13 protein-coding genes are annotated in these 16,949 nt (G+C 31.8%); all 13 read right to left on the bottom strand.

Going from position 1 to position 16,949, the window contains the following annotated elements; genetic code table 11:
* Nucleotides 1–36: 36 nt before the first annotated feature.
* The 13 genes from FGD67_RS21540 to FGD67_RS21480 all read right to left on the bottom strand — a co-directional run bounded on the left by FGD67_RS21540 (nt 37) and on the right by FGD67_RS21480 (nt 16,927).
* Nucleotides 37–237, bottom strand: a complete 201-nt coding sequence (locus tag FGD67_RS21540; RefSeq protein WP_257173063.1) for a DUF2997 domain-containing protein — start codon at nt 235–237, stop codon at nt 37–39.
* Entirely contained in the window at nt 224–787 is a 564-nt protein-coding gene (locus tag FGD67_RS21535; RefSeq protein WP_257173061.1) for a 4Fe-4S single cluster domain-containing protein, read from the bottom strand. Before FGD67_RS21535 ends, FGD67_RS21540 begins: the two co-directional genes overlap by 14 nt.
* Nucleotides 787–1,401: a hypothetical protein gene (locus tag FGD67_RS21530; RefSeq protein WP_257173060.1), complete on the bottom strand. Its 615-nt coding sequence runs from the start codon at nt 1,399–1,401 to the stop codon at nt 787–789. The genes FGD67_RS21535 and FGD67_RS21530 overlap by 1 nt, the downstream gene beginning before the upstream one ends.
* Nucleotides 1,394–3,097 (bottom strand): hypothetical protein, encoded by a 1,704-nt coding sequence (locus FGD67_RS21525; RefSeq protein ID WP_257173059.1) that lies wholly within the window; start codon nt 3,095–3,097, stop codon nt 1,394–1,396. The genes FGD67_RS21530 and FGD67_RS21525 overlap by 8 nt, the downstream gene beginning before the upstream one ends.
* The gene (locus FGD67_RS21520) at nt 3,098–4,531 is read right to left on the bottom strand and encodes a hypothetical protein (protein WP_257173058.1); all 1,434 of its coding nucleotides are present in this window, start codon (nt 4,529–4,531) and stop codon (nt 3,098–3,100) included. It lies immediately after the preceding gene.
* A gap of 2 nt (nt 4,532–4,533) precedes the next feature.
* Nucleotides 4,534–7,737: an ATP-binding protein gene (locus tag FGD67_RS21515; RefSeq protein ID WP_257173057.1), complete on the bottom strand. Its 3,204-nt coding sequence runs from the start codon at nt 7,735–7,737 to the stop codon at nt 4,534–4,536.
* Nucleotides 7,655–9,223 carry an AAA family ATPase gene (locus FGD67_RS21510; RefSeq protein ID WP_257173056.1) on the bottom strand — a complete coding sequence of 523 codons (1,569 nt, stop codon included), beginning with the start codon at nt 9,221–9,223 and terminating at the stop codon, nt 7,655–7,657. The genes FGD67_RS21515 and FGD67_RS21510 overlap by 83 nt, the downstream gene beginning before the upstream one ends.
* 178 nt (nt 9,224–9,401) lie before the next feature.
* Nucleotides 9,402–9,545, bottom strand: coding sequence for a hypothetical protein (locus FGD67_RS21505; RefSeq protein WP_257173055.1), 144 nt, complete (start codon nt 9,543–9,545; stop codon nt 9,402–9,404).
* 526 nt (nt 9,546–10,071) lie between these two features.
* A complete protein-coding gene (locus FGD67_RS21500) occupies nt 10,072–11,253 on the bottom strand; it encodes a hypothetical protein (protein ID WP_257173054.1) in 1,182 nt (393 codons plus the stop codon).
* Nucleotides 11,254–11,328: 75 nt separating this feature from the next.
* On the bottom strand, nt 11,329–11,889 hold the full coding sequence (locus FGD67_RS21495) for a hypothetical protein (protein ID WP_257173053.1): 561 nt from the start codon (nt 11,887–11,889) through the stop codon (nt 11,329–11,331).
* The gene (locus FGD67_RS21490) at nt 11,882–13,252 is read right to left on the bottom strand and encodes a hypothetical protein (protein ID WP_257173052.1); all 1,371 of its coding nucleotides are present in this window, start codon (nt 13,250–13,252) and stop codon (nt 11,882–11,884) included. Before FGD67_RS21490 ends, FGD67_RS21495 begins: the two co-directional genes overlap by 8 nt.
* Nucleotides 13,252–16,137: a hypothetical protein gene (locus FGD67_RS21485; protein WP_257173051.1), complete on the bottom strand. Its 2,886-nt coding sequence runs from the start codon at nt 16,135–16,137 to the stop codon at nt 13,252–13,254. The genes FGD67_RS21490 and FGD67_RS21485 overlap by 1 nt, the downstream gene beginning before the upstream one ends.
* Nucleotides 16,130–16,927 carry a hypothetical protein gene (locus FGD67_RS21480; protein ID WP_257173050.1) on the bottom strand — a complete coding sequence of 266 codons (798 nt, stop codon included), beginning with the start codon at nt 16,925–16,927 and terminating at the stop codon, nt 16,130–16,132. The genes FGD67_RS21485 and FGD67_RS21480 overlap by 8 nt, the downstream gene beginning before the upstream one ends.
* Between the last annotated feature and the right edge of the window lie 22 nt (nt 16,928–16,949).

Here is a 16,949-nt window from a genome sequence, read left to right as displayed (position 1 = left end):
TTCTATTGCTGCGGTGCATTCGCATTAGTATTTCATTTATTTTATCGTTTTTACTTTTTTATTAATTTTTTGTGATGTTTTATAAAACTCTGGTTTATTTTTAAAGCTCCTTTCTCCAACAAGCCCCTCTAAAATTTCATCTAATTCAGTCACACAAACTTCACCTTCCATGCCTTTAGTTTCGGCTTTAATATTACCATCCTCATCTATTTCAACTATTACATTAAACTCTTTCATTTGTATCCTCTTTAATCTCAGCAAGTAGTTTATTGGTTGGGTAGCCTGTAACTTTTATATCCATATTTTCTTGAATCTCAATTTCAACATCACTATTGTTAAATTGCCAAATATCAACATTATCATTTAAAAGATAAACGACCTGATTGTTGTTAAACTTGCTACTGTCGAATCTTCCAGCCACCAGAATATCGGTATATTTCAATAATTCACTTCGTGACTTTCCATTCAGTTCTTCTTTTGAAAAACCACTAAATATTTGAATATCCAAATGTGTTTTTTCTTTGATAAGCCTTGCTAGTTGTGAAAGTTCATCTGCTTGTAAAAATGGCTCTCCTCCACTAAAAGTTACCCCATCGAGTTGATGCTCTAAGCTCTTAATTTGATCGAATATTTCATTAACGCTTTTTAATGTCTTAGGTTTAAAGTTCCAAGTTTGTTTATTCCAACAGCCTGTGCATTTTAGGTCACAGCCTTGAAGCCATAATACATATCTACAACCGTTACCATTCACATAATTTGAGGTTTCTATATTATAAACATTTAGCATTAATACGACCTTTGCTGGAGCACAAGCTTTATCGTATTGTCTTTCCTCAACTCTTTTTTAATTTTATAACCCTGCTTTTTGGCATTCTCAATTATCAGCATCGCTTTTTCTTCTCTGAGAACCCTTTTTTCCTCTGCTAGCCTTTCTTTTTCTAGCTTTTCTTCTTGAATTCTTTTCTCTTCAGCTATTCGCATTTTCTCTTTTTCTAACTCTATAGCTTTTCTTTCTTCTTCTATTTTCAGCCTTTCCATTTCTAGCTTTTCAATTTTTTCTTGCTCAAGCTTGGCTTTTCTTTTTTCTTGTTCTAGCTTGTCATTTTGCCTTTGTAACGCTGCTAACCTTTCTTGATTTCGATTATTTCTCTCTGTCCTTATTCTATTTTGTCCTTCTCTTTCTTGCTGAAACAAATTAAAGCGCTTTAAATACTCTTGCTCAACTTCCTCCATCTCTCTAATTTTTTGGCGTTCACTTATTTGGTCGTAGGCATCATATCTCTTAAATAAAAATTGATTATTTTCAAAATAAATACCATTCCTAGCCTCTTGAATGATATCAATCGCTATTTTTCTATTTTCAATAAAAACCTTCCCTTTCACATGAATAACTCTACTCATCGCTCTCTCCTGCAACTACTTTATAGTTCTTATTGTTATACCTTTGCTCTAACTCTTTAGCCTTGTCCAAATGATCATAATCATGGATTTCTAAATAATAGCTATCATTACTTTCATACAAAATTCCCACCTCTGGTAATGCAAAAGCCGGGATCTTAAACTCTTTATATTTAAGCGTATTTCCTTTTGATAAATGCACCATTTCATTTTTCTTTGGCTCAAATACAAACTTAGTATAATTATTACTAATATCTTGATTAAGCTTACTTAAGCTTTTTTCTAAACTTTTCAGTTTATCTTTTTGCTTAGTATTATTATCATTTTTTAAACTTTCATTTATAGTTTCAATTTCTTTTTGCTTTTTATTAAGCTCAATTATTTTATCTTTTTTTGCTTTTTCCCATCGGTGTTCTGTCTCTTGTTTTTGTTTGTTATTCTTAAAACTCTTTTCTGAGTCAATGACCCCTTTAAAAAAATCTTTAAACTCTTTTGTAAATAACTCTCTTAACTCAATAGGCTTTTCTTCTTCTAATTTTCGTACTTTGTATTCAGCTACTCTCTTTAAGTCGTTAGTAGTTTTAGTTTTTACCCCTAAAAGTGAAGATAAAATACTGCTTTCTTTATGTAAGTCATTAAGTTTATTTTCAAGTAAAGATAATTGCTGAGCAAACTCGCGAGATAAATCACTATACTCACGATATAAAGGTGACATCTTTGCGTTTGTTGCTTTAATTGGCGGTAACACGTCCCAATTAAAACATATGCTGTTAACATAGTTTTCTTCAGGAAAACTAACTGGTTTTGTTTCCTTCATTGCATCAATTGTTTCAGCCCTGATATCTTGTAATTTAACCGTTTTTGAATCTGTAACTTTAATGGTTTTAAACCAACTATCTTCTCGTGGAATAACCTCAAAATTTGTAGGGATGTCAGCTAGAATATTGCTTTTTAGCTCCCAATGATTCTTTATAGCAAAGCGCATGTTTTTAATGCATAACCTGCCTATTTGTGTAAATTCATGAGTAAGATAAATAGGCGCTTTAATATCATCGCTAAAATACTTTACTGCGAATTCATTGTTTAAGTCGTCACTAAAACGTTTATCTCTTGGAATATATATTGTTTCTATATTATTTATATTTTCATTAATTAAGTTGATAGATTGCAGTTTACGATTATCAAAGGGAGGGAAAGGTGACTCTATTGGCTGTGAAACTTTATCAACCAGTTTCTCAAGCGTTGAACAATTCCAGAATAAATAATTGAATATGAAATTCAAATCTTCCGTCTTCTTTTCATCAAATTCTAAAAACAAATTTTCTTTTTGGGACAATGGATTAATAAGCAAGTACGATATGTCATCAATAATAATAAAGTTATTATCTAACTCTTTCACTTCTCTTGCTATTATTGGTTTTTTGCTATCAAATTTTGAGAGCGAACTTGCCTCTTTATCAAAAGATTTAAAAACAACATATACGTTTAAATTACTGTTCGAGTGCAAAGCATCATAAACTTCATTAGCTATCCCATCAGTAGTAGCAATTTTTACTGATTCTTTTGCCAATCTAATTTTATTAGTTAATTGTTGGTAATCGCTCAAATTACTAGCATGATCACAACAGTTAAAATACTCCAAATTATTCTGAGAATAGTCTACTGTTTTTTCTAAATTTATTTTTTTTATTAATGACACTTAATTCACCCTTAAACGCAACAAGTTAGGATCGAGATCTTTTTTATCATATAGCTCAAATGTCGTATATTTGGTTCTGATAGAGCCATTCTCAATAGTTATAAAATCCAAGCTCTCACTTGTTTGGTAATACTCCTCATCAATTTTCCAATATCTTTGATGAACAATATCCTTTTTGTCTTTTACAAGTCTCTTAATACCGTTTCTCTGAACAATATTATGAATCTCCCTTTCATTTCTTTTTTCTTTCACTTCCTGTGTGATGATAGTTGTTTCAGGGTGGCCAAACGCTTCAATGACTTTTTCTAAAGCCTCAAATTGCTTCAAGTTTACTATCCACCTATCAACAATTATTAATTTCTGAGGTTGTTTAATATTAAATGAATTAAACAGGCTAGCTTTAAGATCAATATCATCATCACTTTGTATTACAACTCTATTTTTCGGACGCATCGAATTTGCAAAAGGGTAAAGATCAATACCAGCTCGCAATAACCAATAAAACTTAGAATCTTTACCAAACTCTTTTAAAATAAGGTCAAAATTAAAAGCTAAATCAAACTTTTGAAATTTTGGCCTATTACTTATGAGATTTGACCACAGGTGCTGTAATTCATCTTTTGATATGTAGCGATTTTTTTTCTCAATTTCACTTTTTAAAAGGTGTACAAACCATAACTTTGCATCATTAGGTGTTTTGGGTATGACAGGTATACTTTTAAAGGTTGCCGTTAATTGCCCAAATTGTTCAATATTTATGGAAGATTCATATGAATACTCCATAGCTCCTGCCGCATTTGTTTGCTTTGAAACACTTTCAAAATCGATCTTTAATGAACCACTCTCTTCATCCCAATCGTCATTAAATAAATCGCTAAAGTTAATTCCAACCATATCGAAAGATTTGTTATCGAGAACATACCGCCAACCTCCATTCTCACAAATAATTTTCAGCTCAGCTCTGCCTCGATCAGTTATATTAGCTTTATCATTTTCAATTCTATTGACTTCATATTCTTTATTATCAATATCCTTGGCCTTATTAACTAAATTCCGATCTTGTGTAAGATCATCATATTTACTCCATGGATTAGCATTTATACGCTCTATCTTTTTATTTTTAAATTTAAAAGGAAGACTGGTGTTATTTTCAAAAATCTCTAAAGCGTATTTACCATATTCTTTTTCTGGAAAACCATTATTGATATTTTCTATATATCCAGTTTTAAGCACACCTAAAGATTCTAATTTACTCACAACGTTTTTTACTGCCGCAAGAGTCAACCCTCTTTGATATAACTCATTCTCTAAGTCATGCTCTGACTTTATATTTTTGAGTAGTTCAATATAGGGGGAGTCAACTTCAAAGAAATTCACTTCTCCAATAAATTCAATCTGCTCTACCTTTACTGGCTTTATTAGCGTTATTTTCAAAGTTACTCTCCATTACCTGCTAGTTTCTTTAACTCTTCTGAGTTTTTCTGCTGTGTAAAAAAGCGTTTATCTCCAACAATTACACGTTGGTATTTCGCTCTAGTTAGGGCAACATTTAACCTATTAATGTTATCCATAAACCCAATGGTACTGCCTCGTACCATGCTCAGAAAAACAATATCAGCTTCCATGCCTTGGAACTTATCAACGGTATAAAGTAAAATGCTTGTATTTCCTTTATTAAATCGAGACATTTTATTTGGCTGGTCAAAAAGCTCTCTGAGAGACTTTCTAATAAGAGTTTCTTGAGGTTTATAAAACGTTAATATTGCTATAGTCCACGGCTCCCCCTCCAAATTTGTTGGGTTTGATTTTACAAACTTTAAAAATTCTTTGGTTTCTTTGATTATGAGATCAACTTCTTTTTGATGATACCTATCATATTTTTTATCTTGAGCACTCTTTGGCGTATCTAACCATACTGCCCTTCGGTCATATCGGTCATACTCCCACTCCCTATTGATTGTTGATGCATCTGTTAATGCCACAACACCATCAACTGTATAAAAATTTTCTCTAGAAAATGTAGAAATATCGGGAGCCATCCGATGTTGAGTTTTCAATGTTTCATGCCTTGAATACAAATCTCTTTTCTCAAAACCATCTGTTATGGTCGTAGTGTGTCTGTGCTTTTCTCCGTTACCAACCTGGATAGACTCTAATATTGAAGGTAATGTCATATTGTAAACTCGCTCAACAGCATTATCTTCACCAATAGGTTTTAACAACTCATAAGTGTCTTCATAGTAAGATGCTGGGCTTTTTAACATCCTTCTCTCATACACCCTTATCATTCTCCATGCTATTTCTTCAGCCCAAGTTTTTTCCTTTAACATCTCTTTGAAGAATTCTTTATATTCAATTGGGCTATTGGTTTTTGAATATTTACGGTTAATTTTTTCAAAACGCTTTAGCTTTCTTTTTTTATTTAAATAATTCTGTTTAAAGTAGAAATCATCGCTATCAAGGGCATTATTTAAAATTAGAATATGTGTTTTAGGAAGAAAGTTTTTCCGTCTTTCCCATGTGCCTTCTGCAATAAGTATTAAATCACTGCCAAGCAATTTAAATAAGTCATTTTCACAGCTAAAAGAAACCACTTTGTCTTTATAAGGGTTACTCTTTTTTCCAGACCATACATCTAGATATTTCTTTATTTCCCTTTCAACACCAACGGACACCTCAATAATATAAGAGTTTTTATTGTTATAAAGAGCTTCAAAAACTAACCTAAGCGCCTTTTGTACGTCAGGTGGAACCATGACATTAAAATTATGGACGATATGGGATTGTTCAATAAAGGGGGATAGTTGCTTAATATCACCAACTAAAATCCATTTTTCAGCTAACATTGCAGGAACCAAAAATTCTTGAAATGTCGTTTTGCTCGATTCATCAATGATCATATAGTCAAACATGGTATCTAACGGAGAGTTACTATTATGACCTCGCTCTTTTATAGGGGGAAATTGATTAATCCCCATCGTTGTCCCACAAACTAAATTCGCACTATCTAGAATTAATTTCTGAGCTAATTGTTCACCAATACCGTTATCTTTATATGTTTTTAGCTTTGCATCGATTTGAAGGTGCTGTATAGCTTCTCCTACACTATCACTTCTACCAATTCTTAAAGGCTCAACTAAATTATCTTTATCAAATAAGGGAATTCGTTCCAAAACATTATCAATGGCTACGTGAGTTGAAGCTGAAAGTAATATCTTTTTACCTTTTTTTACTAGTTGTAAAATCAGCTCTAGGATTGTGGTAGTTTTTCCGCTTCCAGGAGGCCCTTCTAATAGTGCAAAGTCATCTGTAGCAATCGCCTTTTTTACAAACTCACGCTGATCCAAAGTTCCATCGTAATCTTCATTATTGAGAATATACCAGCTATCTATAGCTTCACTTTTAGATGACTTCCATAAATGTGCATTCTGCTTTTCAAATAGTTTAAGAAGTTTTTTTTGTGCTTTTACTGGGGTTTTATTTAAAAGCTGAACTGAGCTTTGCTGCTTTTTCAGGTTTGAAGTATCGACTTTTATTTTTATTCTTTCATTTTCAATTAACTCTTTAGGATTTTTCCAATCCTGTTTCAGAACTAATATTTTGTCTTCATTTTTTTTCTTTTTTATCTCAAAGCTAGTTCGGCTATCCTTTCCTTGATAAATACTTCTAACATCATCTTCAAAAAAGTAATCCGATATTGACTTCTCATCATTACTATCATCATCTATTAACTGAATGACTATATCGCTTTTACTTTTATTTTTTAGTGAACGCCACTGATATTCATCACCCTCTTCACTTTTAAGAGTTTTACTCTTAGGTAAGATCTTACATTGATACTCATTACCTAACTTTTCATACTTGAACTCATTCGAATTATCAAAAAGTTTTTCAAAGTTTGATTGGTATTTAGATAGTTGTAAATTGGTATTATTAAAACTAACTTCTTTAATATTTTTATTAGTTTTAATGTAAATATTCCAGCCACTTTCAAGTTGTTCTAACTTTTCTATTTTATAGTTTTCATTATTAGACTGAAGAATATCACCTTTATTTAAATCAACATCAAATAGCTCATACTCCACCTCTTCATTATTCAATTCCAATAATTCATTAGGCTGCGGCAATCTATCTAAAGATAAATATATAACATTATCTTTAAGGGTAATTTCATCTCTATTGAATCTGACAGTTTCATCCTGCTCATCAAAAAAAAGTTTATTTCTTTCTTTTTTTAAATCAAAGTTATTTGGTAAAAAAACTTTGAAGACTGTTTTAGGCTTTTCAACTTTAAATTTACAAAAAACAGGAGTGATTATTAATAAATAATTTGACTCAATCGCCTTCCAATTTATTTCATACGAGCCTTTTGTATTCTCAGCTTTAATAGCTTCATTTAAAAAATTATAATAAGGCTCAAGAGCTGACTTAGTTGTCATCCTTATGGCTTCAGCAACCCTTTCATCATGTAATGCGCTGTAAAATAATTTATCTCCGGCCTGTATCTTATGATTGTGATTTCTTTTTTTACTTCTGTTATGTTCAGCCATAGCACTACTATTTAATAAATGGGTTAGATTTTTCTTGCGGTAACGTTGGTATATCATCTTGAGGCTTTGGCAGTTCTTCACTAGTGCCATTTGATGCGAACCTTGCTCTTACCTTAGCCCAACTTCTTAAATCCTTTATTGTACTTTCCATAGTTCTTGATAAAGGAAAAGTTTTTTCTAACGCTTCCTGTATATCCTTATTCTCCAATTCTTTATTAGAATCATATGCAATAAAAAGAGCCTCATTAACGGCTTCTTCTATTTCAGCCCCACTAAAACCAACTGATTTATTACGTAACATTTCAAAATCAAAATTACTTATATCCCTATTCTTTTTCTCAATATGAATTTTAAATATATCCTCCCTTTCTGTTTCTGATGGCAAATCAACAAAAAAGATTTCATCAAAACGTCCCTTTCTTAATAACTCAGGAGGTAAAGCTGATATATCATTTGCTGTAGAAATCACAAACACTTCATTTTTCTTTTCTTGCATCCAGGTAAGTAAAGTTCCAAAAACTTTGGCACTAGTACCTCCATCACCACCACTAGAAATACCACTTAAGCCTTTTTCAATTTCATCTATCCATAAAATAGAGGGAGATATGGCTTCTGCTAAAGCTAAAGCTTCTCTCATTCTTGCTTCACTTTCTCCAACCAATGAACCAAACACACTACCTAAATCAAGCTTAAGAAGCGGCAATTCCCATTCATTTGCAATAGTTTTAGAAACCAAACTTTTACCACAGCCAGGTATACCAAGTAGCATTACTCCTTTTGGGGATACTAAACCAAACTCTTTAGCATCATTTGAGAAGGCTTTGCCCCTTTTACCTAACCAGTCCTTAAGATTCTCCATTCCTCCAACTTCATTAAAATCACCTTGAGGATGAAAATATTCCAATACACCACTTTTTTTGATTATTTGTTCTTTTTCTTTAATTATTAAATTTATTTCATTTTTCGTGATCTTGTGTTTTTCTGCGATTATTTTCCTATATGTCCATTCTGCTTCCATAATAGAAAGCCCTTTTGATGCAGATATAATTTCTCTTTCATCATCAAGATCCGGCTTTGAATCATAATCTAAATCTTCAGTAATAGATTTTAAAATGGCTTCGATGGTCTCTTCTTTTGGCAGTTCTAACTCTAGGATAGGAATTTCTTTTTCAAACTCTTTAATATTCATCATGAATGGTGTTTGAATGATTATAGTTTTACGGTTAGATGGCTCTGTTCTACACAGTTCTCTGATAGCCCTAATAACTTGAAATTTTTCATTTGAAATAAAAGGGTGGAAGTCTTCTAGTATCAAGATACTATTTTTAATGTCTTCACCTTTGAACCAGTCCAAAATATCTAAGGGATCATTATCATCTTTCTCTTCTACAAATGACTTAATATTTTGATCCCACTTTTTTAAACCACTAACAACACTCCAAGAAAATAAATCTAACTTATGATCAACTGAAGTCCCAACACAAAAGCCATACAAGCGTTGCCATTCATATGTCACAACTTGCATTGCAGGTGTGTGAGACTTAATTAAAATATCTAACTCTGTTGAAAAATTCATGTTGTTATATCCAATTTTAGGCGCGTTGATAGTGTCAATTAATTTAAAACCTAAAGCTTTAATCTCGACTACTCACGAGCACATAGCGTAATTTTTTGAAACATATAAAGCTGACTAAAGTGTAAAAATACAAACCATAACCAGCTTCTTTCTGATATTAGTTTTTACTTAGTCATTATTATCTGCACTTTTTACATTGGCTTTGATTAGTGACACCGCCACCTTGGGTTCTATAACCGAAAATTTTATCTAATTCCGAACCTGTTTTAGCAACAACACCACACTTGGGGCATTTATGTGGTAATGAGATTTTACCTGACATAATTTATATCCTTATTTTTGAGTTTAAAAAAATTAAGAAGCTTCAGCAAAAAACTCTATTGAAGCCAAGTTGTTTACACAGTAGGTTTTGGAAAGAGGATAGTGAGATAAGATAAACAAGCTACTCCTTGCTCGAAACCACCTAAAAACATAACTTTAGATATGAAATAATATCTCATAATTCCATAGAATTAGGAACAAGAACACACACTAAAAAGTTTTTTTTGCTGATATATATCAATAAATTAATGTAAGCAGGGAATAATTGTACGTTAAGCAAACAAATCCAGGCGAAAGAATACTTCGCCTCATGTCCATTTTTCTTTTTGGCCTGCTGCTTCGACACCTATTATTTCGTTAATTAATATGATCATAACATTGCATTAGTTCAAGGTTATTCACACTAGTATTAAACATATCTTGTTGCTGAAATTTAGAGTTTTCTAGCTCAATAGCACCAACATTACACCGAGAAAAACTTACGCCACTTAAAATTATTTCATGAGTAAATTATAATATTTTATCTACTATTTATATTCCCTAAATGACAATTCATTTTTCTCTACAAGCAGCTTTAACGTAATACTTTTGAAATTTGAATTTAAGGATTTTATGAACTCTTTATCTTTAGTAGTCAATTTACATTGATCTAAAACAATCCATAATTCACTTGCCTGATTACTAGTATCATAAAATTGATAATCTAAAACTTGACCAAGTGCAGCTCTAATAGCTCTTTTAGGTTTTTTTGAATAACTGCTAACACTCTTTAATTCAGCATAAATCAGAGACATTCCTTGTTTAATTGTCACATCTATTCGATCATGCGCACCTGTTCGCTGCTCAACTCCGTACAGCTCTATACCTTTTCGTTTATTAATCCAATTCAAAAATCGATGAGTCAATTCCTTCTCTTTTTGACTAACGGTTATTGTACTTCCTATTATTTCTCTATTATGAGAAATAATCTCACCTAAAGAAACCTCTTTTCTTTTAGTTGAAGAGTTATCAATACTGCCGCTTTCATTATTCTCTCTAGTCGCTTTAGAGTTATGAGGAGGCTTTCCATAAGTTAACTTTCTTTTATAGTAAAGGCTTGTTATTTGCCTAACAATGATGCTTTCTAATGGTTTAATACGGTTAGAATTAATATCATTAATTTGTTGCCTTAAATTAAAGCTAATTGAAAACCAATTAATATCTTTAGATACATAAGTCACTTTAGTTATATCAGTAAAAGAGTCAGAAAATAATATATTGATATCTTTTATATTATCTCTTGTTACCCAATTGATGTGTTGGTCTGGATAAAAAGTACAAAACACTCTTGCTATTGCTGCACGATAAACATACCGAGTTTTTCCTTGTGCTTTAAGCAGTTTAAAACCATCTACGATCTCATCAAATACCTTTTGGGTATTACCGCGTGCTATTTTTTTTGTGAACTTAATCAGATCCCTCTTAATCTTTTTAAATTCATCTTCTGATATATTATTGCTAGTGATATTAGCTATACCGTTACTTTTTCTTTTACGCCACAAATCCAATAAAAAATCATTATCGTACTCCCCTTTGCTTCTACAAACGATTCCTTTATCTATTATTTTTTTTCGGAGGTCCTCATAGACTTCTGAAACATTTTCAGGCTTTGATAACTCAAGCTCTGCTATATCCAATAACTTGGCAATTGAGTTTATATTACTGCTCATATATATCCTTGTAACAACTTAAAGATTCTAAATTATTCATTCCTGTTCATCCGTATAATCTAATCTTATAGAATATCAATAATTATCAATTTCAATATTTGAATAAATACTTTTAACTTCATCTAAATATGCTTGCCCAACATCACTCAAAAGTAATTCACCTGTAGGTTTAGCTAGCATAAAGTTCTTATTAACTAAATTAATTTCAATCCCTTTCGAAATGGGCGAAACACCAATCTGGGCCTTGTGAGCTAGTTCTTTAAATGATTCATCATTATCAATTTCTTCTAAATCAAATGTCGATAGCCCACCAGCTTCATGGGTTAGCTTATCCATGCTATATTTTTGGCTTACGTATCTGAAAACAATAAGTAGTAATATATAAACTTTTCGATCAAGATCACTAATATACTCAGTGCCAGCTTCTCTGATATAAAAATAAGGTAGCCCTTCTAAGCCAATAAATTCATAACCAGCCATGATGTACTGTTTTGAATAGTCATCCAGATTTTCAATGATTTCACTATAGAGAGCATTTTCAGCCCTAGTACCATCATTAACTATTTTATGTTTATTGATCACTTTTCCGTTCATTAACTGATGATAAATTTCAGTACTTTTACGTTTATCAAACATGCGATGGCTCCTCAGCAGTTAATGAAATTATCAAGTAATCCATATAGTATTTTCCTTCAATTATTTTTACTTTTTTGGGGCTTCGTTTATAAAGCTTGCGATCAACAATGGCAAAGAAAGACTCTAATCCTGCCAATAAATCAGTAAGTTGGTATTGACTAGCAAAAGCCTTTTTCAATTCAATTTGGATGTATTGATGGATGTCATCAACATTTCGTTCCCAATTGTGGGCCATGCACCACTCTATAATTTCTTTTTCTCTTTGCAGTGAAATAGAAGGAGCGTTGAATACCGAATCATGTTCAACGTCTTCAACTATTTCAGTATCCTTTAAATCTTCAAACCATTGCTTAAAATGTATTGTTGATAATGGTGCTTTCCAAGCTAGCTTCTTTGAAAATTTAGATTTATGAAAAGCTAAATTTTTAAACGTGTGGTACTGGTTTAGCACCTCTAAATCATTTGTGAGGTATTTGTTTCTTGATTTACCGTGACGTAATCGGTCAACTTCCTGACCTAGATGGTTAAACGCTTTTTCAATAGATAAATAGTTAGCTCTATCAATCTCGACAAACCTGTAATAGCGCTCTAGTTTTTCTAATACCCTTTTTATATCTTTATAAAATGATGTTACTGCCGTTTTTTTGTAGCCAATTTGGGAAGCTACTTTAGGTGCCTTTGAATGGTATTGGATAAATTCATCAATGACTTGCACAAATGTTAATTTTCCAAAGCCTGACATTTCCATTTTAGGATTAGTAAATTCTAGTGATGGGTATACATATTTTTCAAACAATGATGAAAGCTTTTGATATAAATCATTAGCATTATATGAAGTAGTATGGTCATGCCTTAAATCAAATTTAGATGCGATATCATCAGCTTGAACCGCTAGAACTTCAACATTCCGTTTAACTTTTGAAAGTGTTGTTGTTAATAGTTCATTAAAATTCGCCATCAATTCATGATAATGATCAGAGCCAATACCACTGCAACTATTAACGCTCTCCCAAATACTTTGAAATTGCTCTCGAATTTTTTCAAAATCTGTACTGGATAACTCTTTAGCTCTTTCGATATCTATAAATCGAAGAGTTTCAATTAGAAACGCTTGTAACGTAATTGTCCCTGCATTTTTATCATTGTGAACAAAGATGTCATTTTCAGTTAAACTCTCAAGGGTTAGCCATTGGGAAGCTTCAGTATCATCATTTTTAGCAATATACTTATTATATAATTGAAGATAAATTATCTCTGGCACATCATTTGAATTATCGTTGTCATTTACATAATCAAGCAAAGTAAAAAACACATCTTTATATTCCAGAATTTTTATTAACAATGAGGCTTTTTGTATTTTCATTAATTTGCCTTCAATCGTTCTATATATTCAGGTAAAACCATTAAATGACACCCTTTAACGATAGGCTTTTCAATAGTGAATTGGTCCATAGTGATATAGTTGCCACAGCCCTTAATCACAGGCGGTGAAAAGTGTGGTGTTGCACAAAATACAGTAAAACCCTTTGACGAAATTTGCTTAATGGTTGCATCAATATTGTGCATATCGAGTGTGCCAATTTCATCAACAACGATTGGGATTGTAACTTCTGCGTATGATGGGCTAATACGCTTTAAAAGCGTTGAAAGTAATAATGCGGTAATAGCACTAGTAGTTCCTCCTGATTGCCCTTTGGTTTCAAACTTCGTCTCGCCTTGAAGTCGATAACAATAATTTACCGTTGAAATAATGCTTTCTAGCTTGATGGTACGATTTTTCTTGTTAAAAAACTTTTGCGCAAAAGTCGATATTTTCAAATAGAATGTTTCGGGTAGCAACGCATGATCATCTGACTTGTCAAACTCAGACATAATATCAAGCAATTCCTCAAATAAAGGTTCTAACTTAATTTCTAATTTCAATTCATCTATATTTGAAATAGTTGTTTGATTTAAATCAGAATTTAATTCTTCAATAAATGTAGTAAGTAAGTTTTTAGCGTCTTGTAGCTCTGACATCTGACTATCAATAAACAAGTTATGACTTTGAATGTTTTTAAGCAACCATTGTTGTTTTTGAGGGTATTCAAGAAATAACAAATCAAGTTTTGAGATGACTTCTAAATAATCATTTAACGACAAATAATCACCAAATGGATCAATGCCTTCAAGTTTAATATTCACCATTAACTTACGGGCTTTAGTTTTAAATGGTTCATACTTATTTGAGTAATTAAAATAACGATCATTAATATTATTTAAACACTCTTGGCTAATATCTAAATCATCAATCGGTCCATCATAACCATCATTAATATTAAGTGTCTTAGTTAGTGATTGAATGCTTCTATTCCATTGAACGTATTTGTCTTTCTCTTCATTTAATTTAGTTAAGACACTTTCTGCATCCCCCTTTTGAGAAAAGGTTAACTTCCATTTGTCTTGAAGGTTATCGAAATATGTATTTTGGACATCTAATTCTTTTTCTCTAGCCTCAATCTCTGATTTCGTTTTTTCATAATCGATTTTAGTTTTGTTAAATGATTCAAGTAACAAAATATCTCTTTCGAAAGTAGCGATTTCAGTTTCTAACATTTTGACATTTTCTTTGAAACTCTCAGTATTTCTTAAACTAGTCTGAATTTTTGAAACTTCAGTCCGGCTATCGCTAATCAGAGGTTCCATGCGTTCTATAGCCTTTTTCAAATGCTCTAACTGAAGCTGAGATGAATAGGGTTTTACCCCATCAATATCGAATTTTGATTGACCAAATATTAGCTCCTTATTTGGTGATATCGTAAACAAGTCACCAAAGTCATTTATTGTACCTAATGCTGACTCATCATGTTCGAATGGGAACTCAGAAAACTTAGGGTTTAAGGCATTTAAGATCGATGCTGAGTGTGGTTCTAATTTATGAAGCAAGGTATGTTCGAGTGTTTTTTTATTAGTAATTAATTGTTTATGTTGGTTGATATGTTCATTTGATTTTTTAACTGCATCTTCAAGAGCTTTTTCTAAAGTCTCTCGGTTAGTATGCTTAGCTAAAAGAGCTTCTTTTTCTTCCTTTATAGTGGTGAAATCTGCTGCTATTTCTAATGCTGACTTAAGCCCTAAGTACTCATCATTAATTATCTTTAAAGCTTTTTTATGATCTTCAGCAAGTATCTTAAATTGCTTCTTTTGTTCACTAATAGCACCTTTTTCTAGCTGGTTTGCTTCTTTAACAACCTTTGCTGCTGCTTTAGCTTCTTCTTCAGCCTTTTGAGATTTTGATTGATTTTCAGATGCGATCTCAAATTTTTGTTCAAATGAATTTTGTTTTTTCTCCAAACTAGTTTTCAAAGAATAAATGGTTGTGATTATTTCGGCTTGCTCAATTTCTAATCCTTTGTAGTCTTTATCGATTTCTAACCAGAGATCCTGATGGTTAGCTACATTTTGTAAGTAATCTCGTTCTTGAGCCAGTTGATAATAGCTTTCCACTTGATCTGTTACTGTCATATCAAGAGATTCTTGCTTCCTACTACGATTCATTTCAATCAAAGTGGCAATAGCTTTAGGAATTTTATCCCCCTCAGTTTTTCCAATATCAAATGCTAATTGGTAAAGATTCTTAAAAGCGGAAATTGACTTTTTATTAGCGCCATTTTTTAAAGGTATCGCACAGAATTTATTTTGGTCAGCATGGCCTCGATGACCGCCATACAACATGTTTGCGATCTCTTCTTCATCATTAGTCTGGACAGCATTCATCTTTCTTAACTGCTCACCAATTGATTTTAAGGATAAATCCGTAAACATTGGGTTATCATAAAGATCCTTTTCCCAAAATAAATGTCTGATATTGTCATAAGATTCAGGGACAAAAAAACGGCTGTACTCCCAACTTTTACCTTTGTAGAGAACCATTGTATAAACACCTGACATATTTTGGATCTCAGCAATAATGAATGATTTAGCTGACGGAAAATAAAATGGGTATGATTCCTCTTTAGAATACGGCCCATCTTTACCAAGGAAGTGAAATTTTTCTTCACAACTATTAAAATTTGATTCAGGAAATAAAACTAATTTAATACCAGCAAGTGTGGCGGTTTTGCCAACATTATTAACACCGAACAATGCCAAACTTTCATTTACTGGTAACTCAGTGTATGCATGCTTAGCTGAGTTTATATAAACTATTTTTAAAAGTTTATATGGCATAGAGTCCAGCAATGACTCGTTTAATAAATTATCATTCATAAATAAAACTCTGTTGTTCAATGCTTTTATTAGTTTCAAGCATAACGCTGCAAATATCTGCTAAAAAAGGAGTATTATTACCAGTGGCAAAAACGTACTCTCGTTGATTTTCATTTAACCCTACTTCTACTTTTCTTAATTTGTCTTCAATATCCAAAGGGACAATAAATCTAACTGAAGATTCACAAATTGAGGCTATTGTTTTGGCTATTTTCAAACCACCTACATCAACATCAAGAAATAAGTCTACTTGGTGAAATGACTTTAAAAAGGATTTATGTAACTCATTATTTATCTGGTTACCTGCACCAAAGACAATGCAGGTATTAATATCAGGTGAATAATCACAGTTTGATTGTAAAAATTTAATCGATTTTTCAATATTCATAAAACAAGATAAGTTTTCAATAACTAACAGTCTTGAACAAATATCATTTTCAGGAGAATTATATTGTTCATCTTCGTTAAATGTTATTACGTAGGGGTAGTCATTTAGTCTACGTGCTAAGAGAAAAGAACAATCAACACTGTAAGAGTGGCTATTATTTTGTCTCGCTGCACTGATATGTGTTTCTGTTTTATTCAATGCAACTTTATGAAGTTGCTCACAAATAGCAGGATCTTTAAAAGTAACATAATAAAAATCACCTTTAGATCGCTCTAACAATAATGAATTCTTTATTTCTGTTGTATTTAAGCCAGTAGATTCAATTGTATTAAGAAAAGTTTGTAATTTAATAGCTCTCCCATTATTAATTTTATCTAGAATACTTGATAATTTTTTTGACATTACATCCCTATATTTGAATTAA

It is taken from the genome of Colwellia sp. M166 (assembly GCF_024585285.1).
GTDB lineage: Bacteria > Pseudomonadota > Gammaproteobacteria > Enterobacterales > Alteromonadaceae > Cognaticolwellia.
Note: the sequence above shows the minus strand (reverse complement) of the source record. Positions and strands in the feature narration are given on the sequence as shown.

Coding starts and splice junctions, on each gene's coding strand:
- FGD67_RS21535 (WP_257173061.1), bottom strand. CDS start 787: ATGCTAAATGTTTATAATATAGAAACCTCAAATTATGTGAATGGTAAC.
- FGD67_RS21530 (WP_257173060.1), bottom strand. CDS start 1,401: ATGAGTAGAGTTATTCATGTGAAAGGGAAGGTTTTTATTGAAAATAGA.
- FGD67_RS21500 (WP_257173054.1), bottom strand. CDS start 11,253: ATGAGCAGTAATATAAACTCAATTGCCAAGTTATTGGATATAGCAGAG.
- FGD67_RS21540 (WP_257173063.1), bottom strand. CDS start 237: ATGAAAGAGTTTAATGTAATAGTTGAAATAGATGAGGATGGTAATATT.
- FGD67_RS21495 (WP_257173053.1), bottom strand. CDS start 11,889: ATGTTTGATAAACGTAAAAGTACTGAAATTTATCATCAGTTAATGAAC.
- FGD67_RS21510 (WP_257173056.1), bottom strand. CDS start 9,223: ATGAATTTTTCAACAGAGTTAGATATTTTAATTAAGTCTCACACACCT.
- FGD67_RS21480 (WP_257173050.1), bottom strand. CDS start 16,927: ATGTCAAAAAAATTATCAAGTATTCTAGATAAAATTAATAATGGGAGA.
- FGD67_RS21515 (WP_257173057.1), bottom strand. CDS start 7,737: ATGGCACTAGTGAAGAACTGCCAAAGCCTCAAGATGATATACCAACGT.
- FGD67_RS21505 (WP_257173055.1), bottom strand. CDS start 9,545: ATGTCAGGTAAAATCTCATTACCACATAAATGCCCCAAGTGTGGTGTT.
- FGD67_RS21485 (WP_257173051.1), bottom strand. CDS start 16,137: ATGAATGATAATTTATTAAACGAGTCATTGCTGGACTCTATGCCATAT.
- FGD67_RS21490 (WP_257173052.1), bottom strand. CDS start 13,252: ATGAAAATACAAAAAGCCTCATTGTTAATAAAAATTCTGGAATATAAA.